Here is a 21,427-nt window from a genome sequence, read left to right as displayed (position 1 = left end):
CCCGTCAGTAGCTGACCGGCAGCGCGAGCAGGCCGCGGGCGCGCAGCGACGGCCGCCACTTCAGGCCCTCCGGCGGGGTGTCGAGGGCGAGCCCGGGGAAGCGGTCGAGGAGGGCGGCGAGGGCGACCTCGGTCTCCATACGGGCCAGGGGCGCGCCGAGGCAGTAGTGGATGCCGTGACCGAGGGCGAGGTGACCGGTGGCGTCGCGGCCGATGTCGAGGCGGTCGGGTTCGGCGTAGCGGTGCGGGTCGCGGTGCGCGGAGGCCAGCGACAGCAGGACGGTCTCACCGGCCGGAATGCCGACCCCGCCGATGGTGATGTCCTCGGTGGGGAACCGGCGGATGGCCAGGGGCGCGGGCCCGTCGTAGCGGGCCAGCTCCTCGACCGCGCCGCTCAGCCGGCCGGGGTCGGCGCGGAGCGCGGCGAGTTGGGCGGGGTGGCTGAGCAGGGCCAGGGTGGCGTTGCCGATCAGATGGACCGTGTTCTCGTACCCGGCGAACAGGATGAGGAAGACCAGGGACATGAGCTCGTCCTCGCTCAGCCGGTCCTCGTGGTCGCGTACGGCGATCAGGTCGGAGACCAGGTCGTCGGCGGGGGCGGCCCGCTTGTCGGCGATGAGCCGGGTGAAGAAGGCCAGCATGGACCGGACGGCTTCCTTGGCGCGGTCCGGCCGCGTGGGGTCCGGGGCCACCAGGGCGTCGGTCCAGGACCTGAAGTCCTGCCGGTCGTGCGGGGCCACGCCCAGCAGATCGCAGATCACGGTGATCGGCAGCGGCGCGGCGTAGGAGGCGATCAGATCGGCGTGGCCGTGCGGTGCGATGGCGTCCAGCAGCAGGTCGGCCGTCTTCCTGACGGGTTCGCGCAGGACGGCGATACGCCGCGGGGTGAACGCCTGGGACACGAGGCGCCGGATGCGGGTGTGGTCGGGCGGATCCATGTTCAGCAGGTTGGCGTCCAGCGCCGGCGGCAGCGCCATCCCCTGGTAGCCGCCCGGCGCCGCGTTGCGCTTGTCCAGGGAGAGCCGCGGATCGGCGAGGGCCTGGCGTACGTCGTCGTAGCGCGTGACCAGCCAGGCCGGCAGCCCGTCCGTCCCCGCGACGCGGTGGACGGGCCCCGCCTCGCGGAGCCGTGCGTACGCGGAGTACGGATCGGTGGTCAGCCCGGCGGTCAGCTCGGGATCAAGGAAGGGCGGCGGAGCGGGAGTTGAGATGGGCATGGCCCCACCCTAGACAGCGCGAGTCCCGCACCGCACCGCACCGCGGCGCGGCCGGGGACCGGCCGCCGCGACGCCGGCCGGAACCGGCCGCCGCCGGCCGGTGCCTCCCTCACCGGTGGGAGGCACCGGCCGGCGCTGCCGGTCTCAGAGGCTGCGAGCCCGGTTCTGCGACCGCGCCGCGGCGACGTCCGCGCGCAGGGCGGGCAGTCCGTCGTACAGCGTGGCGCCGGGGCAGTCGGTGACGAGCCAGTCACGGTGACCGCTGATCATCTGGACGTCCTTCGTCACGCCGTTGACCGGGTTGACGAAGGTCACGGCGGCCTGCGGATCGAAGCCGTGATACGTGGAGAGCGCCGCCAGCAGCCTGGTGAGCGACTGCCGGGTCTCGGGCGTCGGCGACTGGTCGGTGAACGTACCCAGCAGCGCGATGCCGAGATTGCCGGAGTTGAAGCCGGCGGCGTGGAAGGCGGTCACCATCTTTCCGTCGGCGTCATGGGCGGGCATGCCGTCCGTGCCCGAGTAACGGCCTTCGTAGACACGGCCCGCTCCGTCGATCAGGAAGTGGTAGCCGATGTCGCCCCAGTCGTTCTCGATCGCGTGCAGGTGGTAGTACGCCCGGATGGTGGCCGCCGGATCCGCGTCGCCGTTGGCGCCCGCCGTGTGGTGCACCGTCAGGGTCTGGGCCGGGTAGTAGGTCTGTGGCGAGTTCTCGCTGCCGTCGGCCTTGAAGCGAAGGGACTCGTCGGCGCCCCACCCCGCCCGGGTGATGTAGTCGATGCCGAGGAACTCCCCCGTCGTGGTGGTGACGGCGCGTTCGACGGCCGGGCCGTTGACCGTGTCGATGGCGGTGGAGCGCGTGTCGGTGGCCCCGTCCGGGAACCGCAGCTCGTACCCCGCCGCCCCGTCGGCCGGGACGAGCACGCTGACGCGCCCCGACGACGCGGGGCCGTCCGCGTCGGCGCCGGCCACGCACGTCGGCCGGAGCGCCGTCCACGCCCCGCGGTTGCCGTCCTGTCCCAGCAGCCTGATGCCGGCGCCCCGCTGGGGTCCGCTCCAGGTGACGCCCACGTACCCGATGGGGAAGTCCGCTTCCACGGCCCGCGCGGCGGCTCCGGCGACGGCCTTCGCGCGGGTGCCGGGTACCCGGACCGTACGGGCGGCCTTGGCGGACACGGCCGGGAGGAGCGTCGGCACGGCGGCAACGCCCGCCGCGACGGCGGCCGCTCTGAAGACGGTGCGGCGCGTCAAGGAGAACGGATGGGCCATGCTGGGTCCTCTCGAATGGTCGACAACCGTGCGAACCCGGCGTTCCGGCCGGGTGGGGCCGCGCGGCGGGAGCGGCGGGCGGCGAAGCGCGCACGCGCCTCGTCGGTCGCTGGCGTCACCCTAACCTCAAAGAAGCGGTGGGAAGTTGCTCCCGCGCGGTGGCCGCGCGACGGCCCGCACGACCGCCCGCACGACGGCTCGTGTGGCAGCCCGCACGGTTGCCCCCGTTGCCCCCGTGGCTGCCCGCCCGGTTCCGGCGGCGCCGCCGGGGCCGTGCCGCGGCGAGGAGCGCACCACCGGGAAACACGTCGTCATCTAGCCGACGCACGTCTCTTGACACTGGTTTTCGGCCGCGCCGATACTCGACGGCAACGTTCACGTGAACGTTCACGGAGTTGCGACGATGTCGGCCAGAGCCCTGGAATCACCGGCTGACATCGTTGTCAGATTTGTCGGTGTCAGCGTCAATGTCGGCGTGGTCGGCGTAGTCGGTTGTCGACGCTGTTCACGATCTTCCCCACCCCGTCAGCGGGCCGAGCCGGCGCATGCCCCGGCCGAGCCGTGCCCGGAAAGCGAGTGCGAGCCCATGGAACACCGAACGATGTCCCGCAGGCGTCTGCTGGGGGCCTCCCTGGGGGGCGCGGGCGCCGCCCTGTTGGGTCTGCCGGGATGCGGGGCGGGCAACGGCTCGGCCTCCGCGGGCACCGACCATCTCAGCATCTGGTACTGGAAGGGGGCGCTGAGCGAGGAACTCCTCGCCGCCTCCGCGCGGTCGGTGCCCGGAGCGCCCGGACTGAAGGTGAAGGGCGCGCCGATCGCCGGCGAGTACAAGTCGAAGCTGCGCACCAGCATGGCCGCGCAGGCCTACGTGCCGGACCTGGCCTGTGTGAACTCCGGCATCTCCGAGTTCTTCCCGGACGAACAGGAGTTCCTGGACCTGCGGGACCTCGGAGCGGAGGCCGTCGAGGACCAGTACCTGGAATGGAAGTGGAAGAGCGGCATCAGCCCGACGGGCCGGCTGATCGGCTTCCCTCTCGACGCGGGGCCGACAGCGCTCTACTACCGCCCGGACCTCTTCGGGAAGGCGGGACTGCCCACCGAGCCGGGAGAGGTCGCCGAGGCCACCTCCACCTGGGAGAAGTACCTCTCGGTGGGCCGGACCCTCAAGGCCAGGGCGCCCGGCAAGCCCTACCTGGTCTCGCAGATCAGTTACGTCTTCCGGATGGTCCTCTACCAGAGCCCGCGGCAGTTCGTCGACGCCGACGACCGCTTCATCGGCGACCAGGAGCACGTCAAACACGCCTGGGACGTGGCCGTGGAAGCCCACCGTCAGGGACTCAGCGCCGGGTTCCTGGACAACCAGCCCGACTACAACGCGGCCGTCAGCGGCGGCCGGGTCGCCTCCCTCCTCAACGCGGTGTGGGGGATCAACGGCCTCAAGAACGTGGCACCGAGGACCTCCGGTTCCTGGCGGCTGACCGCGATGCCGGGCGGGCCGACCAACTACGGCGGCTCGTACGTGGGCGTCACGCGCTACTGCCGCGACCCGGAAGGGGCGTTCGCCTTCCTCAGGTGGATGCTCGGGCCCGAGAACCAGCTGAAGAGCTATCAGGAGATGGCGCTGTTCCCCACGACGCCGTCCGTGTACACCACGCCGCCGATGCGTGAACCCGACCCCTTCTTCGGCGGTCAGATCCCTGTGGACGTCTTCGGCCCGGCCGCCGAGAAAGCCCCGGTCATCTACTCCAGCCCCTACGAGGCGACCGCCAACACCCCCGTCTTCCAGGAGCTGACCAACGTGGAAACGCTCGGCAAGAACCCCGACAAGGCCTGGCGGGACGCCATGAACGCCGCCGAGACCGCGCTGTCCCAGCGGGGGGTGAGCTGACATGGCGACCGTAGCGGAAGCCCCCGAGGCCCCGGCCGCCCCCAGCGGCAAGGGGGCGGCCGGCCGGCCCGCCCGCGCCGGGGGGCCGCCCGGGCGGTGGCGGCGCCACCTGCCCTCGTACCTCGCCATCTCCCCGTACTACCTGCTCTTCGCCGTCTTCGGGGCCTTCCCCGTGTTCTTCTCGCTCTACCTGTCCTTCCAGGACTGGGACGGCATCGGTGACATGCGCTTCGTCGGGCTGCGGCAGTACGAATGGCTGCTCCACGACCCGGTGTTCTGGCACGCGATCCTCAACACCTTCGAGATCTGGCTCTTCTCCACGGTGCCGATGCTCTTCCTGGCCCTGGGGCTCGCCTTCCTGCTCCATTCGCAGGTGCGCTTCTCCGCCGCCTACCGGGTCGCGTACTTCATCCCCAACGTCACCTCGATGGTCGCCATGACCATCGTCTTCGGCTCGGTCTTCGCCCAGACCGGCCTGGCCAACTCGCTGCTCAAGGCGGTCGGGGTGGACGGCGTCGGGTGGCTGGACTCGGACCTCGGCATCAAGGCGGCCGTCTCGATCATGATCATCTGGCGATGGGTCGGCTACAACGCCCTGATCTTCCTCGCCGGTATCCAGGCCATTCCCACGGAGCTCTTCGAGGCCGCCCGGGTCGACGGGGCGAACAGCCGGCAGGTCCTCTTCCGGGTCGTGGTCCCGCAGTTGCGTCCGGTGATCCTGTTCGCCGTCATCACGTCCACCATCAACGGCCTGCAGATCTTCACCGAGCCCCAAGTGCTCTTCTACTCGGACGACCCGGGATCCACCGGTGGTCCCGGCCAGGAAGGTATGACCATCGTGCTCTATCTGTGGCAGAGGTCGTTCAACGACCTCCAGTTCGGTTACGGGGCCGCGATGGGCTGGCTCCTGTTCGCGATCATCGCGCTCTTCGCCGTCATCAACTGGCGGCTGGTCTCGGGCTCCGACCGCGACGACCGGCGTGGCTTCACCCTGCGCAAGGGGGCCCGCAATGGCCGCTGACCCCTCGGCCTCGCACGCGGGGCTCGCCATCGGCGCCGGCAGCAGGGCGGCCCGGATCTGGGTCCGTGCGGCCCTGCTCCTCGGGGTACTGGTCTCGATGTTCCCCTTCTACTGGCTGGTGGTGATGGCCTCGGTCACCAGTCAGGACATCCTGAGCTATCCGCCCACACTTGTGCCGGGCACCCAACTGCTGCACAACATGCAGGAGGTGATCCACCGCATCGACTTCTTCACCTCGCTGTTCAACACCGTGGTGGTCGCCGTGACGGGCACGGTCCTGGTGCTGTTCTTCGACTCCCTGGCCGCCTTCGCCTTCGCCAAGTACGACTTCCCGGCCAAGAAGTTCCTCTTCGGCGCCCTCATGGCGACGTACATGATCCCCGCGCAGCTCTCCCTGGTGCCGCAGTTCGTCACCATGGCCGAGTTCGGGTGGGCCGGCACGCTGAAGGCGCTGATCATTCCCGGCGCCGCCAACGCGTTCGGCATCTTCTGGATGCGCCAGTACGCGCAGAACTCGCTGCCCGACGAACTCCTCGACGCCGGACGGATCGACGGCGCGGGCTTCTTCCGGCTGTACGCGCGGATCGCGCTGCCCCTCTTCCGGCCCGCCCTGGCGTTCCTCGGTATCTTCACCTTCATCCAGATCTGGAACGACTACATCTGGCCGCTGGTCGTCCTGGTCAACCCCGACCGGCTCACCCTCCAGGTCGCCCTCGCCAACCTCAACGTGGCCTACAACACCGACTACGCCCTGGTGATGGCGGGGGCGTTGATGAGCGTCGTCCCGCTGATCGTCGTCTTCCTGATCGGGGCGCGGCACTTCCTGCGGGACCTGGCCGCGGGGGCGACGAAGATGTGAGTGCGCGTGGAACCGGACGGCGGTGACGTGGAATCGCTCCCGTTCCCCCTCCGCGAACTCCGTAAATCACCTGGCGCCGGAGCCGTCGTGACCGGCTACAGTGCGCAGCGTGTGGGCCGACAACCAGCAACGGGAGCCACGATCGACGAGCCTGACGGCCCTCACCACCGGGCCACGATCCACGATGTCGCGCGACTGGCCGGGGTATCACGACAGACGGTCTCCCGGGCGGTCAACAACAAGGGAGAAATCGACCCGGCCACGAAGGAACGGGTGCTGGAGACGGCCCGTCTGCTGGACTACCGGCCGAGCCGGTTCGCGCGGGGCCTCGTCCGCAAAGGGGCGGTGACCGCGGGTCTGGTGATCCCGGACCTGATGAACCCGTTCTTCCCCGAGGTGGCCGCCGGTGTGCTGGAGGCCGCGGAGCAGCGCGGCTGGCAGGTGGTGGTGTGGGACACCCGCACCGACGACGCCCGGGAGCGCGAGGCCCTCGACGTACTGTCACACCAGACGGACGCGGTCGTGGGCTACTTCAAGAACGAGGACGACGCCCTCGCCCGGCACCTCGGCGGCGTACCCCTCGTCCTGCTGGAGCGCGGCCCCCAGCAGACCCGGTTCGCCGCCGTGGGCATCGACGCGGCCGCCGGACTGGCGCAGGGCGTCGCCCACCTGGTCCGCGCGGGGCACCGCAGGATCGGCATGCTGGACGGCGACCGGCCGGACGCTCCCGGCCCCCGGCGGGAGGCCTTTCTGGCCGAGGCGCGCCGGCACGGCCTGGCGCTCGACGGGAGCTGGGTCGTGCTGTGCCCCGAGCACAGCGTCGCGGGCGGCGAGGCGGGTCTTGAACGGCTGCTGAAGGTACGGCCCGAGGTCACCGCGGTCTTCGGCTTCAACGATCTGATCGCGGTCGGAGCGATGCGCGCCGCCCGGCGGCACGGCCGGCGTGTCCCCGACGACCTCGCCGTCATGGGGTTCGACGGGCTCTCCCTGGGCGAACTGGTGGAACCCGCCCTGACCACCCTGCACCTCGACAAGCGGCAGCTCGGCCGGCTCGCCGTCGAGCAGGTGGCCCGGCTGCGCGCGGGCGAGGAGCCACTGAGCGGCGCGGACGCCTGGGTGCGCCCGGAACTGGTGGTACGGGCCTCGGCCTGACCGAGTCGTTCCGCGGCCGCGCCTCCCACCCGGACGGGGCCTCGGAACAACCCGTCCGGGTGGCGACCCGCGCCCGTCCCCGAACGCCGCGCGGCGGGCCGGACGTGGGGTGAACACTCGGAGGCCCCCGGCGCGGCCCCCACCCGACGCGCGCGTGGCTCCGTACGCTCGGCCGGGTGGACGCCGTGTTCTCCCTCATCCTGCTCCTGCTGTTCGCGTGGGGCCTGTGTGCACAGAAGGTGGCGCGCGTCGAACTCACCGCCCCCGTCGTGTTCGTGGCCGCGGGTTTCCTGCTGCACCACGGGTTCGGCACGGAGGAGCTCGTGCCGTCACCGGCGACGGTCAGGACACTGGTGGAAACCACCCTCACCTGGGTGCTCTTCACCGACGCGGCGCGGCTCTCCCTCCGGTCGCTGCGCCCGGACCTCGGTCTGTACGCGCGCCTCCTGCTGATCGGGCTGCCGCTGTGCATCGGACTCGGCACCCTGGTGGCGCTCGGTCTTGTTCCCGGTGTGTCCGGCTGGGCCGCGCTCTACCTGGGAACCGCGCTGGCTCCCACGGACGCGGCGCTCGGCGCCTCGATGATGAACAACCCGGTGGTTCCCGCCCGGATCCGCCGGACGATCAATGTGGAGAGCGGTCTCAACGACGGCATCGCCACCCCGGTCGTCGTCCTGTCACTCACCGGTCTGGCCGCCGCCGGGGGAGGCGCGGGGCATGAGGGGGTGGGTGGCGCCCTCGTGGAACTGCTCATCGGCCTGGTGTACGGGGCGGCGATCGGTCTGGTCTCGGGCCTGCTGGTGCGCTCCGCGCTGCGCCGGTCCTGGACGGTGGAGAGTTCCGCGGGAGCCGCCGTGCTGGCCCTCGCCCTGCTCTGTTACACCTCGGCGATCGCGCTCGGCGGCAACGGGTTCGTCGCGGCCTTCATCGCCGGGCTGGCGTTCGGAACGGCGTACGGAGAAGGCGCTCCGGAGTGGCAGCTCGCGTTCGTCGAGCAGTCGGCGTCGGTGCTGTCCCTGCTGGTCTGGCTCATGTTCGGGGCCGTCATGCTCCCGGCGGCGCTGGAGCATCTGACCTGGCAGGCCGTCTGCTACGCGGTACTGAGCCTGACGGTGATCCGGATGGTGCCGGTGGCGCTGGCCCTGCTGGGCAGCGGGCTGGACCGCAGGACCGTGCTGTTCGTCGGCTGGTTCGGGCCACGCGGGCTCGCGTCCGTCATCTTCGGGCTGCTGGCCGTCGAGGGGCTCGCGCCCGCCGCCGCCCGGGTGGTGGTGCCGGTGGTGGTCTGTACCGTTCTGCTCAGTGTCCTGGCACACGGCCTCACCTCGGGTCCGCTCGCCCGGTGGTACGGATCGGCGGTACGCCCGGACACCGGGGCGGGCCGGCGATCGCCCGCGGACGAACTGCCGGTCAGGGGACTGGCGGGGAGAGCCCCGCGCCCCGGTGCGTGAGACACACCCGCAGCGCCCGGCGCGCTCGCCGGACGAGGCCGCCGCCGGGCCCGCGCGCCGGCCGCCGGATCAGGCGGCCTGGGCCGCGACCCGGCCCGAGGCGACGGCGTCGACGAGCGCGCGGTGATCACGCTCGTTCTGGTCGGCGTAGCTCTCGGCGAAGCGCACGAGCGCCTGGTCGAGCACGTCCCCGCGTCCCAGATAGGCGGCGATGGCGATCCGGTCGCCGGAGCGGGCGTGGGCGCGGGCGAGCGTGGCGCCGCACAGTTCGCCGAAGACGCGCATGCCCCGCGGCACCATGATCGACGGCTCCGCGATGCCCTTCCAGTCGCGCAACTGCCGTACGTAGAAGTCCCGTTCCTTGCCGTCGGGCGCGTGCACGTGCTCCCAGCCGAGGAAGATGTCACTGGCCGCCTGCATCAGGCGCTGGCCGGTGACGACCCGTTCGCCCTGTGTGCCGAACTCGCTCTGCCCGGCATAGGCGGCGAGCACCGACTCGTCGGCCTCCTTCGCCTGGAGGAACAGCGGGTCCCCGCTGTCCCGGCCCACCAGCAGGATGATCCAGCACCGGGTGCCGACGCTGCCGACCCCGACCACCTTCCGCGCCACGTCGACCAGGGCGAACTGCTGGAGCAGATGCCGGTGGTCCTGCCGCAGGGTCCTCCCGTACCGCGCGACGAGGTCCCGGAGCATCTCCTCGATCTCGGCCCGCTGGAGGTCCGGCAGCAGGTCGGTCGCCGGCATGACGACCGGGGGTACGGCGACGATCCGCCGCCGCCCGTCCACCACCCGGGTCAGCTTCCCGAAGGCCTGGAGACTGTCCCGGGTGCGCGCCTTCGCCAGGGCCTTGGACACCTGCTTGCGGCCACGCTGCCGCAACCGGACGGAGGCCAGGGCCTCCAGCTGCGCCGCGTCGGCCTTCGCGTACCAGACGGCGAGATGGGGCAGCTCCGCGAGGCGGCGCATCTCCTCGCGGTACGACCGGACCGTACTCCGTACGATCGCGGCGCGCTCCGCGTCCGTGTAGCCGTTCTCCCGCCCCGCGATCACCAGACTGGTGGCCAGCCTCTTGACGTCCCACTCCCAGGGGCCGGGCAGCGTCTCGTCGAAGTCGTTGATGTCGAAGAGGAGATTGCGCTCCGGCGACGCCAGCAGGCGGAAATTGAGCAGATGCGCGTCGCCGCACAACTGCGCCCGCAGCCCGGAGGTGGGGGTGCGGGCCAGGTCCTTCGCCATGATCGCGGCGGCGCCGCGGTAGAAGCGGAACGGGGACTCCGTCATCCGGCCGTAGCGGATCGGTACGAGTTCGGGCACGCGCGTCGCCGACTGCGCCTCGACGACGCTCACCGGGTCCGTGCGGCGCGGGGCCGGCTCGAACGCTTCATGGGAGGAGCGGGGCGCCCGGGCCCGTGCCGCTCTGCCCAGAGCCGCACTCTCCCGGGGAGAGAGCCATGGCCCGCCCTGGATGTTCGTCACCGCTTCGCCGGTCATCGGAAGCCTCCTGGAGGAACGGGGCACCTGAGGGTCCGTACCTCAAGCCTCGCAGCTTCGGGCTCACCCGGCATCATCCGCGGCGCCGCCGGTCACCCTACGGAGTGGTACCGACACGTTCGGCGGAGTCGAGCAGCAGCATCGCCGCGTGGTCCTGGGTCCCGGGCTCCGCGTGGTAGGTGGTGAGACGCTGGCCGCGGGTGCCCTCCACCTGCATGGCGTGGTAACCGAGGGTGAAGGTACCGGCGTCGGGATGATGGAAGGTCTTGCGCCCCGAGGTGTGCCCCACGACGTCGTAACGCTCCCAGAGACGGGCGAACTCCGGGCTCTTCAGCAGGAGTTCCTCGACGAGGCCGGTGAGGTCCGGGGCGTCCGGCTCGGTGCCGGCCAAGGCCCGCAGGCGGGCCACGCAGCCGCGGATCTGGTTGTCCCAGTCCTCGAAGAGGCCGCGGGCCGTGGGATGGAGGAAGACGTAGCGCGCGATGTTGCGCTGCGCGACCGGCCAGTCGGAGATCCCGGCGAGCAGCCGCACCCCGCTGGTGTTCGCGGCGAGGATGCCCAGGGTGCGGCTGGTCAGATAGGCGGGATACGGCTGCATGCGCTCCAGCAGCAGCTCGATGCCCGGGGCGACGGACGGGCTCGGCGCGGTCGCGGGCTCGTGCGTGGTGCGCGCGGCGCGTGCGGCGAGACCGCGCAGGTGTTCCCGCTCGCCCCCCGTCAGCAGCAGGGCGGCGGCCAGGGCGTCCACCACGGAGGGGCTGGGATTGGACTCCCGGCCACGCTCCAGACGCGTGTAGTAGTCGATGCTGACCCCGGAGAGCGTGGCCAGTTCCTCGCGGCGCAGTCCGGGCGTACGGCGGATTCCCGGGCCGGCCGGGAGCCCGACGTCGGCCGGGAGCACCTGGGCGCGGCGCGCGCGCAGGAAGCGCCCCAGCTCCGTACCGCCACGGCCGCCCCGGGTGCCGTCGCCGCTCCCACCGCCGCCGCTGTGCCGCTCACGTGCCATACCTTCAGTGTGTCAGCCCCGTGACCTGCGAGACAGCAGGGTGAGGGGCCCTGTCACACCCCGGGACGCGGCCCGCGCCCCGCCTCCGGGGCCGAGGGCCCTCCCGTAGACGCGGAAGTGCTCCCGGGATGGCGGGGCGAGGGTGTTCCGGCAATGCTCCGGAATGTTCCGGCGCGGTGAATTCATCGCGTAGATACATTGCCCGGGGACCGTCACAATGTGAGGAAATTGTTTCGGGAACGCGGAAATCTTCACCCGACAAGCACAGGCGGGATGTGCGGGAGTCCGGTCGTTGAAGGGCGGATGATCTGGTCTACTATCTCGGGGCCACCTCTTCCCCCGTGCGACCGGACACTCGGCGGGGCAGCGGCGGCGTGGTCGCTCGGCGAAAAGCGGCCGATATTCTCGGAAAAGGGAGCCCACCGCTTCTCTGGAGAGTTTTGTCGACTCTCCATATCAGTGTCTGGAAGAAGGGTGTCATCATGGGCCTCTCGCTCCTGCGACGGGGGAAGTCGAAAGCGGGCGGCAAAGCAAAGGATGTGCTGTCCCGGATACCGCTGACGGCCGGGGCGCTCGCCCTGGAGGTCGGCCAGCCCAACGGTCACCCGTTGGACGGCGCCGAAATCCAGGTGAAGGCGAACCACACCGGGCACGTGGTGATGAAGGGCCGCACCGATCCGTACGGCACCTTCACCGTAGGTCTGCCCACCGGACGGTACTCCGTGCTGGTCATGGCGGACGGGCTGCTCCCCACGCAGCTCACGGTGGACGTCGACGCGGGCCGGCAGAGCCACTTCCGGGTCACGCTGGAGCACTCGCGCCCTCTGGAGCCGCCGCAGCCGGGCATCTGGCTCTTCGACCCGCCGCACACGGCCGTCCGGTTCATCGCGCGCCATGTCGGGATGGCCAATGTGCACGGCCGGTTCACCCGGTTCGACGGCGGGGTACGAGTCGGTGAACGGCCGGAGGACTCCTACGCCGAGTGCACCATCGACGCGGCGAGCATTACGACCGGAAACAATACGCGGGACACCCATCTCCGCTCCGCGGACTTCCTGGATGTGGAGAACTATCCGTACATCCAGTTCGTCAGCGAACGCTTCCAGCGCCATGCGGGCAACAGGTGGACCGTGCACGGCAGCCTCACGCTGCACGGAATCAGCCGCACGGTCAGTCTGGAGACCGACTATCTCGGATCCGTGAATGGCGGTTACGGGGAAGAACTCCGCTGCGCCGCCAAGGCGAGGACGGAACTCCACCGCGAGGATTACACCCTCAACTGGAGTTCCATGCTGGCCAGGGGTATCGCGATCGTGGGGCCGACCATCCAGCTCGAACTGGACATCCAGGTGATGTTCCGCTGCGACGAGACGCCCACCCCGCCGGAGTAGCCGGCGGGGCGGGGCGCCCCGGCGGACAGCCGTCCCCGCACGGGGCGGCGGGCGCGCCGGCCCCGTGCCGTCCGCGCGGTTCCTACGCGGCGCCCGGAAGGGCGAGGGCGGCGGCCAGTTCGCGCCACTCGGCGCGCGGCAGGCCGCCGGCCGGGTCGTGCGTCAGCACCTGGAGTGCGACATGGTCCGCGCCCGCCGCGCGATGGGCGTCGACGCGGGCGCGGACCGCGTCGGCGTCGCCGAGCGCGAACAGCGCGTCCAGCAGCCGGGCGCTGCCGCCGTCCGTGAAGTCGTCGTCGGTGAAGCCCAGACGCACGAGATTGCCCGTGTAGTTGGGCAGCTTGAGGTAGAAGGAGAGCATGGCGCGCGCGGTGGTCCTGGCCCGGTCGGCATCGGTGTCCAGGACCACGCCCAGTTCGGGCGCCAGCAGGGCGTCGGGACCGAGCGCCGCCCTCGCCTGAGCGGTGTGCTCCGGCGTGACGAGGTACGGGTGCGCGCCCACCGAACGGTCGCTCGCCAGCGCCAGCATCCTCGGGCCCAGCGCGGCGAGCACCCGGCTCCGGGCGGGCACCGGCTCGGGGGCGGCGTCCAGCGCGTCGAGATACGCCACCATCGTCGAGTACGGGCGCGCGTACCGCGGGGTCAGCGCGTCGTGGCTCACCCCGAGCCCGAGGACGAAGCGTCCCGGCGAGGCCCGCTCGACCGCGGCGACCTGCTCCGCGACCGCGGACGCCTCGTGCTGCCAGACGCTGAGGATGCCGGTCGCCACGGTGATCCGGCGGGTCGCCGCGACCACGGTCCCGGCCTCCTCGACGGAGGGGCTGCCGCCGACCCAGATCGTGCCGTACCCGAGCTCGTCCAGCTCGGCCACGGCCTCCGCGACGCCCCCGGCGTCACCGGGGGCGGGACGGTGCAGGGCGGAACTCCAGATGCCGATCGGGCCGAAGCGGGCGGTGTGGTCAGAGGTGTCGGAAGTCATATGACGCCCAACGGGGGCCCGCACCCGTCCTATTCCGGCCCCGGAGACCATTGACCCGTTCGGCCCCCTCGGTGGTACGGGACGGTGCGTGCCCCCCGTGCGACTAGCGCGCCGGAGCCAGCGCCGGGAGGGACGGGGCCGACGCGGGCGCGGCGTGCGCCTGGGGGCGGGCCATGCCGGTGGGGCCCGACGGCAGGCAGGCCTGGAGCGCGGCCACCAGCCGCTGGACGTCCTCCTGCGGCCGGACCACCAGCCGCAGGAACTGGCTGGTGCTGCCCAGCTTGTTGCCGCACTCGCGGATGAAGACGCCGTACTGGGTGAGCATCCGGTCCCGCAGCGCCGCCCCGTCCACCCCGTCGGGCAACTTGACCAGCAGGAAGTTCCCCTGGGACAGGAAGACCACCAGATCGGGGACGGCGGCGAGGGTCTGCGCCATGTTCGCCCGGTCGCGGGAGAGCAGCGCCAGGGACTGGTGGTACTCCACCCCGTACTCCTTGAGCATGAAGACGACGCTCTCGGCGAAGGAGTTGAGGTTCCACTTGGGCAGTGCCTTGCGGACCTTCGCCGCGAGCGCCGGGTTCGCCACCAGGTAGCCGAATCTGATGCCGTGCAGCCCGAAGTTCTTGCCGAGGCTCTTCAGCACGATCACGTTGGAGCGGATCGACGCCTCGTCGGCGACGGACGGGGCGCGCTCCGCGTCGACGAAGTCGATGAACGACTCGTCGACCACCACCAGATCGAGGTCGGACAACTCGTCGAGCAGCCACACCACTTGGTGCCGCTTCAGATAACCGCCGTCGGGGTTGTTGGGGTTGCAGATCACCGCGACCCGCGACCCCCGCTGGCGGATGAACCGTACGTACTCCTGGAGGTCGAGGGTGAAGTCCTGCTCCTCCTGGAGCGGGAACATGTCCACGCGCTTGCCGGTCTCCAGCGGCTGGTCCGTCCAGCGCCCGAAGGTGGGGATGGGGATGGCCAGGCTCTCGCGGACCAGCAGATGGTCGATCCAGGTGATCAGCTCGGTCGAGCCGTTGCCCATGGCGACCGTCTGCGGGTTGAGGCCGAGCACGGAGCACAGTTCGGCGGTGACGGTGTCCGCGTCGCTCGGGTAGTACTTGAGGATCGACTCCAGGGACCCCTGCATACGGCCGAACATCTCGGGCGTGGGGAAGTAGGGGTTGCACGGGATGCAGAAGTCGACGCGCTGCTCGTGTGCCGTCTCGGCCCTGCGGTAGGGCTCCTGCCCTGACGGGGCCGCCGGCCCGTTGTCCGGCGACAGGCGGCTCAGCATGGCCCAGGACGGACTGTGCGCGGTGGCACGCAGGAGGCCCGTTTCGAGGGGCTGGGACATGGAGGAGGTCTCCTTACGATCGGTGCTTACGGGGGAGGCGCGCGGTGATCAGCGGGCACGCCGCCTGAGCATCACGAAGATTCCGATGCCCACGACCGCCATGACCCCGCCCACTGCCACCGGCAGGTACTCGGACGGCGATGTGGCGGACACGGGGACGGCCTGGGGAGCGGCGGCCGCGGGCACGGGCTGGTCGGCGGGGGGAGTGGCGGAGGCGGCCGGGGACGGTACGGCGGCCGCCTCGGGGGAGGACGGTGCGGCCGAGGTCGCGGGCACCGGGTCCGCGGCGGCGGTGGGGGACGCCGGCGCGGTCGGGACGGCGGGCTGCCCGGGGACGGCCTGGCCGGAGGAGGCGCCGGTCCCGGCGTCCGTGCCGGAGCCGCCGGAGCCGCCGGAATCGCCGGAGCCGCCGGAGCCGCCGGCCGCCTCGGGGAAGACGACGTCGGAGCACGAGTAGTACGTGTCCGGGGTGCTCGTGTTGCGCCACACCGTGTAGATCACATGCCGGCCGGTACGGTTCGACGGCAGCGTGCCCGACATGCGGTACGCGCCGTTCACGACCGGCGGGTCCGTGACCGTCATGAAGGGCTGCGGGGCCAGGTCGGACCAGCGCAGCGGAGTGGTCGGGTCGTATCCCTCCCGGGTGAGGTAGAGGCTGAACGTTCCCGTGTGCGGGATCGTCGTGCGGTAGGTGAGATCAAGCCCGGCGCCGGGGGTCAGCCGGGTGGCCGGCCAGTCGGCGCGGGCGAGGTCGAGACCCCGGTACGTGTCGAGGCCGCCGCTGCAGAGCCGCCCGTCCGGCACGAACTCCTGGTCCCTGCCGTTGACATCGGCGATACGGAGGTTGTCCCACGCCTCGAACGTCTGGCCGCCGTTGGCGGCGAGGGCCGCCTGACAGGCCGCGGTCGACGCCGCCGCACCGCCCTCGGGGCCGCACGCGGCGGTACGGCTCAGCGGGTCGGTCGGCGCGCCGTGCGCGTACGCCGGAGCCGCGGTCAGCGCCGTCGGCACCGCGAGCAGCAGTGGTAAGACGCCGGTGACAACGGCGGCGGCGGTGCGATGGCGGAACATCCCTGACAGACCTCCTCGGCGGGCCCCGACAGCCTCGGCCCCAGCAGCGTGCTGTCTATTACGGCCGGGGCCCACCGGTTGTTCAGCGAGACGCCAACGATCTTCGGGAGGTATCTACAGGGTTTTTATGTCCGCAGGTCAGGGCTGCTTCGTCAGCAACAGCGAGCCTAGATGGGCGCGCCGGGCGGGATGCGGGGCGGCGGGCCGAGGCGCGCGGAGCCGTCGCCCGCCAGGAAGGCGGTCAGCGTCGCGGACGCCTCGCGCTCCGCCGCTCCGTCAGCCCGGCCCAGTTCCTCCGCCAGCCGCCGCAGCGCGACGGTGAGCCGCGCCCGTACGACGCCGTGCAGCAGGTCGCTCCGTACCGCGTCGACGGCGGAGCGCAGCACCACCCACCCCGCGGTCTCCCGCACGGCCGCACCCGCCACCAGGCCGTCCGGCACCGGGGATCCGTCCCGCCACACCATGTCCAGCAGGCTGTCCAGGACCTCTCCGGGGCCCGGGACGGCCGGGTCCGCCGCGTGCTGCCAGCCCAGCCGGTTGAGCCGGGCGGGGTCCAGCAGCTCCTGCGTGACGAGCGCGGCCGTCGCCTCCACCGCGCCGAACGGGTCGAAGACCCGGCCGGCCCGGGTGTCGAAGTACTCCGTGCTCCGCCCGTACCGGACGGCGGGCGGGGTGAGCGCGTCGAGCACCGGTGCGGGCAGGGCGAGGTGTTCGGGGCGCAGCAGCTCCGACAGGCGCACCAGGGCCCGGCGTTGGACGTCCCCGGCCACCGGCACGGCCCCGCCCCCGGCCTCGCCGGCCAGCCCGTACGCGTAGCGCGTGCCGCCGATCAGGCGCCCCACGGCGGCGAGTTGGGAGCGGTGGTAGAGCTGGAGGAGCACCGCGCGCTCCTCCAGTTCGCCGGTCTGCCGGCCGGGCGGCAGCACCGCGCGCGAGAATCCCGCCAGCGCGGCCCGCCGTACCGCCAGCGCCTCGTCCAGCGCGGCGAACGGGTCCGCGACGGGCGCGATCCAGAGCACCGCGTCGGCGTGCGCGGCGTCCGGGGCGTGGGCGTCCTCGTCGGTGATGTACACGAGGCCCTGTTCGGCCGCCGCGCGCCGCAGTCCGGCGAGGGCGGCCTCTTCGGCCAGGGCGTCGTCGCGTCCATCGGACGGGCCGTTGTCCTGGCCGTTCTCCCGGCCGCTGACCTGGCTCCCGGCCCGGTTCGGGAAGCGGCCGTAGGCGTGGGCGACCAGGAAGTGGTCCCACGGGCCGAGCCCTTCGCCGTACGCCTCCGAGGAGTCCACCCGGCCGTCGGGGGTGACGGTGACCCGCGGATGCGGATAGTCCATCACGGAGGGGCGGGGGTGGTGCGTACTGGCGAAGTTGTGCATGAAGCCCAGCGCGTGCCCGATCTCGTGGGCCGCGAGCTGCCGCATCCGGCCGAGCACCAGCCGTTCGACGGCGGCCAGCCGCTCCCGCTCGTCCGGCTGCCCGTACGGGGCGTGCAGCGCCTCCGCGAGCGCGGTGATCTGCTCCACGCGCTGGGAGCCGAGCCGGACCCGGCCGCTGAGGATCTCGCCGGTACGGGGGTCCGTGAGCCCCTGGCCGTGCGACCAGCCGCGGCCGTCCCGGTGCACCCAGCGCACGGAGTTGACGCCGAGATCGTTGTCGTCGGTGCCCTCGGCCGCCACCTCGACCCGGAAGGCGTCGGTGAACCCGGCCCGCTCGAACGCCTCCCGCCACCAGTTGCCGCCCTCGACGACGGCGCTCCGTACCGGCTCGGGGACGGCCGGGTCGACGGAGAAGACGATCGGGCGCCGCACCGGGCCCGACGGGGCGTCCGGGTCGAGCGGTTCGAGCCGGAACCGCGGCTGGAACCGCACCCGGTGACCGGCCGCCGTACCGGCGCCGTGGTCGTCGTGGCCGATGCCGTACCCGCCGGAGCCGGGGTGGTAGCGGCGCACCGGCAGCGGCGGGTCGGGCAGCGGCACGAGATGGAGGTGCTGTACGACGCTGACCGCACCCGGCGCCGGCACCACGGCCCGCACCGCCGCGCCGGGGGAGGAGCCGCGGAAGGTCAGCAGCGCGGGCAGCCGCACCCCGCGCGCGCCCTGGCGCGCCTCGTCGGGCAGCGGGAAGGAGGCGGCCGGGTCGACCTCGTGGGCGCCTTGCTCCAGCGCCGCCAACTGCCCGGCCACGCCGTGGAGATCGAGGAGCGCCAGCCCGGTCGCGTCCACCACCACGGCGCCGTCCCGCTCGCTCAGCGCCGGGGCGCTCCACAGCACCGACGTGGCGAAGGACTCCTCGCCGGCGCGGACGGCGGCGGCGTCACCGGTGGCGAGATGGTGCTTGTTGCGCTGGACCAGGACGACCCGCCCGGCGATCCGCCGGAAGACGGCGGCCTTCACCTTGCCGGCCTTGCCCCGGTCCACGGCGAGCAGGCTGGAGCCCACGCCGTGCGACAGCGACGCCGTCAGCAGGAAGGGCTCGTCGAACCGCCGGACGGCCAGCAGCAGCCGGTGCCCCTCCGGGTCGGCGCGCAGTTCGACGAAGGGGCGGGGATCCGGGGCCGCGCCCGGAGTCGTCGCGGGCGACAGGTCGTTCACGCCGGGCTCGCTTCTCGCTGGGGGATCGGGATCCGTACGGCCGGCACCGGACAGGACCGGCACGGCCGCGCACCGGCACAGGACCGGTGCGGACCGGCACGGGACCGGACCGGTGGCCGGAGCGGATCCGGGGCCGGATCAGATCGTACGTCGCCGCCGCGCGCTGCCCCGTGGTCCTCAGCCGCCGGCCGGCTCGGCGGGGATCTCGTACGCGAGGCGGAAGCGCTCGCCGGGGACGACCAGATCCGCGGTCTCCAGGGGGCGTTCCCCGGCGAAGTACGTGCGCTCGATGGCGGCGACGGGCGCGCCCGGCGTCAGATCGAGGGCGTCCGCCTCGGCGCGGGTGGCGGTCCGCGCGGTGACCGTCTCGGTGGAGTGGGTGATCTGGAGGCCGATGTACGACATCCGCGCCACCACACTGCTCCCCGCCAGCGGACCGGCGCCGGGCAGGGACACGGGGGTGCCGCCGGTGATGCCGAGCGGCTCCCAGCTCACGCAGAGCATGGCCGGTCGGCCGTCCCGGGTGAGCAGGTACTCGCTGCGGATCACCGGCTCGGCGGCGGGGACCCCCAGGCGCCGGGCGATCTCCTCGGGGGCCTCGCCGGTGGTGGAGCGAGGCGTGCCGCGCACCGTACGGCCGTCGTGCCCGGAGTCCGCGCCCCGCACCGCGTCCGCGTCCGCGCCCGTGTCGCGTCCGCCCGCCGTGACCGCGAGCCGGCCCTGCAGCCGCTCCTGGGTCCACGAGCGGGCCATCGTCCCGGAGGTGGGCCGCTCCCGTACGAACACGCCGCGCCCCGCGCGCCCCTTGACCAGGCCCTCCACGGTCAGCACGCGCACGGCGGCCGCGGCGACGTTCGAACCGACGCCGTAGTGGCGCGCGAGGGCGGCGCGCGAGGGGAGCGGATCACCCGGGGCGAACTCGCCCTCGTCGATCCGGCGCCGGAGATCCTCCGCCACGGTCCGGTACGCCGCGACCGCCATCCCTGTCTCACCTTCTGGACCGCGTCTCAACATGCGAGAAGTTTTTCCCGGCCGGGCCCCGCCGGAGTCCACCCGAAACGGATCTTCCGGAGGGCCCGCCGATGGCCTGATGCATCAGGCGGGGCCGAAAATCCACTTACCCGGGCAGTCTGCCACGCCGCCTCTGCCACCTGATGCACCAGGTGGCCGCCCGTGCCCGGTCCCGTGCCGCCGCCCGAGGGGGCTGAACAGCGCTCTTCGCGGCCGGGCGGACCTTTGCGCGGTGCCCCTGGCCGGGGCTAACTTTCCTTTCCTGTCCGTACGAGTTCTGTCCGCACGAGGGCGTCTTACCAGCCGGACAGCACGATGGACACACGCGCGGCCCACCGGATGCGGGGCGCCCCGCGGCGGAGCTACGGACCACAGGTGAGGAGGACGGACCATGAGCCAGGAGACCGGGCGGCCCACCGGAGCCGGTACCGCGCCCCGCGCCGGAATCGGCGAGCACACGGCCGCCGCCCGCCGCGTTCTGCTCCTGCCCTCCGCCCCCGGGACCCTCACCACCGGACTGCGGATCACCGCCGCCGCCCGCGCCGCCGAGCTCGCCGGACAGTCCGGGCTCGCCGCTGCCTACCGCGACCTGGCGCAGGCCCCGGTCCCCGCGGACGCCGCCGGGGAGGAGCAGGACCCCGCGCTGACCGCCGCCGTCCTCGCCTTCACCGACCGTGTCACCCTCGCGCCCGACCTGGCCGGGGCGGATCTCCTGGCCGGCCTCGCCGCGCGGGGACTCGACGCGCCGGCCGTGGTCGCCCTCGCCCAGATCTGCGCCTTCGTCTCGTACGAGGCACGCGTCGCCGCGGGACTCGCGCTCCTGGCCGGCGGCCCGGCGGAGCCCGCGGCCACTCCGGCCGTGACGGCCGCCCCCGCCGCCCCGGCCGCGCCCTTCACGCTCGACCAGCTCACCTGGCAGCCGCGGATCACCGCCGTCGAGGCGGACGCGCTCACGCCGGAGCAGCGCGCCGTCATCGACGCGCACACCACGCTCTCCACGGCCTCGCCGTACTACCGCACCCTGCTCCACGACCCGGCCGCGCTCGACCACCGCACGCATGTCTACAACGCGGTCATGTACGGCCGCGGCGGCCTGCCCCGCGCCGAGCGCGAACTGGCGACGCTGGTGGTCTCCCGGGTCAACGGCTGCGTCTACTGCGCCTCCGTGCACGGCCGGAAGTACGCCCAGCTCTCCCGCGACGAGGCACGGGCCCTGCGCGTCCTGCGCGACGGCGCCGCAGCCTTCACCGCCCCGGAGCCGGACGCCGCCGCGCCGGAAGGTGCGATCGCCGACGCGCGCGCCGCCGCCGTCGCCTGCTTCGCCGAGGCCCTGACCCGTACGCCCCCACGGGCCGACGCCCGGCACCTCGCCGCGCTGCGCGCCGCCGGGCTCGACGACGCCGAACTGACGGACCTGGTCCACGCGACCGCCCTCTTCGGCTGGGCCAACCGGCTGATGCTCGTCCTCGGCGACGCCCGCCACCCCGGTACCCCGCTCCAGGACGCCGGAATCCCGCGCACCGACGCACGGGAGTCCTGTAGTGGGACGTCGGTCCCCGCACCACGGACGGGCGGCGCGTAGCCGCCCCCGTGGTCCCCGGCCCGGCGTCGCCCCGCCGAGGCGCCCGCCGCCCCTCCCCGGTGTCCACCGCGCTCCGGGTGGCCGCCCACCCCGTAGCCCATAGC

Annotated in this window: 15 protein-coding genes and 1 pseudogene; 7 read left to right on the top strand and 9 right to left on the bottom strand. The window is 72.7% G+C overall.

Annotated elements, in window-relative coordinates:
* Positions 1-4: 4 nt before the first annotated feature.
* Positions 5-1,216 (bottom strand): cytochrome P450, encoded by a 1,212-nt coding sequence (locus ACFTZC_RS35575; protein ID WP_382897124.1) that lies wholly within the window; start codon positions 1,214-1,216, stop codon positions 5-7.
* A gap of 144 nt (positions 1,217-1,360) precedes the next feature.
* Positions 1,361-2,482 carry a peptidoglycan recognition family protein gene (locus tag ACFTZC_RS35570; protein WP_382897121.1) on the bottom strand — a complete coding sequence of 374 codons (1,122 nt, stop codon included), beginning with the start codon at positions 2,480-2,482 and terminating at the stop codon, positions 1,361-1,363.
* A gap of 601 nt (positions 2,483-3,083) precedes the next feature.
* On the opposite strand from ACFTZC_RS35570, the gene ACFTZC_RS35565 reads away from it, so the two are divergent.
* From ACFTZC_RS35565 to ACFTZC_RS35545, 5 genes and pseudogenes are all read left to right on the top strand, one after another.
* On the top strand, positions 3,084-4,370 hold the full coding sequence (locus ACFTZC_RS35565) for an ABC transporter substrate-binding protein (RefSeq protein WP_382897119.1): 1,287 nt from the start codon (positions 3,084-3,086) through the stop codon (positions 4,368-4,370).
* A gap of 1 nt (position 4,371) precedes the next feature.
* Positions 4,372-5,391 (top strand): carbohydrate ABC transporter permease, encoded by a 1,020-nt coding sequence (locus ACFTZC_RS35560; protein WP_382897117.1) that lies wholly within the window; start codon positions 4,372-4,374, stop codon positions 5,389-5,391.
* Positions 5,381-6,250 (top strand): carbohydrate ABC transporter permease, encoded by an 870-nt coding sequence (locus ACFTZC_RS35555; protein ID WP_382897116.1) that lies wholly within the window; start codon positions 5,381-5,383, stop codon positions 6,248-6,250. Before ACFTZC_RS35560 ends, ACFTZC_RS35555 begins: the two co-directional genes overlap by 11 nt.
* A 109-nt stretch (positions 6,251-6,359) precedes the next feature.
* A pseudogene (locus tag ACFTZC_RS35550) lies at positions 6,360-7,402 on the top strand (LacI family DNA-binding transcriptional regulator).
* A 176-nt stretch (positions 7,403-7,578) separates the two neighbouring features.
* Positions 7,579-8,853, top strand: coding sequence for a cation:proton antiporter (locus ACFTZC_RS35545; RefSeq protein ID WP_382897114.1), 1,275 nt, complete (start codon positions 7,579-7,581; stop codon positions 8,851-8,853).
* A gap of 69 nt (positions 8,854-8,922) precedes the next feature.
* On the opposite strand, the gene ACFTZC_RS35540 is transcribed toward ACFTZC_RS35545, so the two are convergent.
* Positions 8,923-10,344, bottom strand: coding sequence for a DUF2252 domain-containing protein (locus ACFTZC_RS35540; RefSeq protein WP_382897112.1), 1,422 nt, complete (start codon positions 10,342-10,344; stop codon positions 8,923-8,925).
* Positions 10,345-10,441: 97 nt separating this feature from the next.
* Positions 10,442-11,350, bottom strand: a complete 909-nt coding sequence (locus ACFTZC_RS35535; protein ID WP_382897110.1) for a helix-turn-helix transcriptional regulator — start codon at positions 11,348-11,350, stop codon at positions 10,442-10,444.
* A gap of 482 nt (positions 11,351-11,832) precedes the next feature.
* Between ACFTZC_RS35535 and ACFTZC_RS35530 the strand changes: the two genes are divergently transcribed.
* Positions 11,833-12,741 (top strand): YceI family protein, encoded by a 909-nt coding sequence (locus tag ACFTZC_RS35530; protein ID WP_382897108.1) that lies wholly within the window; start codon positions 11,833-11,835, stop codon positions 12,739-12,741.
* Positions 12,742-12,823: 82 nt separating this feature from the next.
* Here the strand turns inward: ACFTZC_RS35530 and ACFTZC_RS35525 are convergent, their stop codons facing one another.
* The 5 genes from ACFTZC_RS35525 to ACFTZC_RS35505 all read right to left on the bottom strand — a co-directional run bounded on the left by ACFTZC_RS35525 (position 12,824) and on the right by ACFTZC_RS35505 (position 19,711).
* A complete protein-coding gene (locus ACFTZC_RS35525) occupies positions 12,824-13,720 on the bottom strand; it encodes an LLM class F420-dependent oxidoreductase (protein WP_382897105.1) in 897 nt (298 codons plus the stop codon).
* A 103-nt stretch (positions 13,721-13,823) separates the two neighbouring features.
* Complete coding sequence (locus ACFTZC_RS35520) at positions 13,824-15,071, bottom strand: histidinol-phosphate transaminase (RefSeq protein ID WP_365816699.1); 1,248 nt, start codon at positions 15,069-15,071, stop codon at positions 13,824-13,826.
* 48 nt (positions 15,072-15,119) lie between these two features.
* Positions 15,120-16,142: a lytic polysaccharide monooxygenase gene (locus ACFTZC_RS35515; RefSeq protein WP_382897103.1), complete on the bottom strand. Its 1,023-nt coding sequence runs from the start codon at positions 16,140-16,142 to the stop codon at positions 15,120-15,122.
* Positions 16,143-16,309: 167 nt separating this feature from the next.
* Positions 16,310-18,730: a zinc-dependent metalloprotease gene (locus ACFTZC_RS35510; RefSeq protein ID WP_382897100.1), complete on the bottom strand. Its 2,421-nt coding sequence runs from the start codon at positions 18,728-18,730 to the stop codon at positions 16,310-16,312.
* Between the two features lie 177 nt (positions 18,731-18,907).
* On the bottom strand, positions 18,908-19,711 hold the full coding sequence (locus ACFTZC_RS35505) for a GntR family transcriptional regulator (RefSeq protein WP_382897098.1): 804 nt from the start codon (positions 19,709-19,711) through the stop codon (positions 18,908-18,910).
* Positions 19,712-20,132: 421 nt separating this feature from the next.
* Here ACFTZC_RS35505 and ACFTZC_RS35500 point away from each other — a divergent pair, with 421 nt between their 5' ends.
* Complete coding sequence (locus tag ACFTZC_RS35500) at positions 20,133-21,323, top strand: peroxidase-related enzyme (RefSeq protein WP_382897095.1); 1,191 nt, start codon at positions 20,133-20,135, stop codon at positions 21,321-21,323.
* Positions 21,324-21,427: the final 104 nt, after the last annotated feature.

Origin of the sequence: Streptomyces sp. NPDC056987, assembly GCF_042673865.1 — a bacterium.
Classification (GTDB): Bacteria; Actinomycetota; Actinomycetes; order Streptomycetales; family Streptomycetaceae; genus Streptomyces.
Note: the sequence above shows the minus strand (reverse complement) of the source record. Positions and strands in the feature narration are given on the sequence as shown.

Excerpts from the sequence above, each read along its gene's own strand:
- ACFTZC_RS35575 (WP_382897124.1), bottom strand. The coding sequence starts at position 1,216 with ATGCCCATCTCAACTCCCGCTCCGCCGCCCTTCCTTGATCCCGAGCTG.
- ACFTZC_RS35570 (WP_382897121.1), bottom strand. The coding sequence starts at position 2,482 with ATGGCCCATCCGTTCTCCTTGACGCGCCGCACCGTCTTCAGAGCGGCC.
- ACFTZC_RS35565 (WP_382897119.1), top strand. The coding sequence starts at position 3,084 with ATGTCCCGCAGGCGTCTGCTGGGGGCCTCCCTGGGGGGCGCGGGCGCC.
- ACFTZC_RS35560 (WP_382897117.1), top strand. The coding sequence starts at position 4,372 with ATGGCGACCGTAGCGGAAGCCCCCGAGGCCCCGGCCGCCCCCAGCGGC.
- ACFTZC_RS35555 (WP_382897116.1), top strand. The coding sequence starts at position 5,381 with ATGGCCGCTGACCCCTCGGCCTCGCACGCGGGGCTCGCCATCGGCGCC.
- ACFTZC_RS35540 (WP_382897112.1), bottom strand. The coding sequence starts at position 10,344 with ATGACCGGCGAAGCGGTGACGAACATCCAGGGCGGGCCATGGCTCTCT.
- ACFTZC_RS35535 (WP_382897110.1), bottom strand. The coding sequence starts at position 11,350 with ATGGCACGTGAGCGGCACAGCGGCGGCGGTGGGAGCGGCGACGGCACC.
- ACFTZC_RS35530 (WP_382897108.1), top strand. The coding sequence starts at position 11,833 with ATGGGCCTCTCGCTCCTGCGACGGGGGAAGTCGAAAGCGGGCGGCAAA.
- ACFTZC_RS35525 (WP_382897105.1), bottom strand. The coding sequence starts at position 13,720 with ATGACTTCCGACACCTCTGACCACACCGCCCGCTTCGGCCCGATCGGC.
- ACFTZC_RS35520 (WP_365816699.1), bottom strand. The coding sequence starts at position 15,071 with ATGTCCCAGCCCCTCGAAACGGGCCTCCTGCGTGCCACCGCGCACAGT.
- ACFTZC_RS35515 (WP_382897103.1), bottom strand. The coding sequence starts at position 16,142 with ATGTTCCGCCATCGCACCGCCGCCGCCGTTGTCACCGGCGTCTTACCA.
- ACFTZC_RS35505 (WP_382897098.1), bottom strand. The coding sequence starts at position 19,711 with ATGGCGGTCGCGGCGTACCGGACCGTGGCGGAGGATCTCCGGCGCCGG.
- ACFTZC_RS35500 (WP_382897095.1), top strand. The coding sequence starts at position 20,133 with ATGAGCCAGGAGACCGGGCGGCCCACCGGAGCCGGTACCGCGCCCCGC.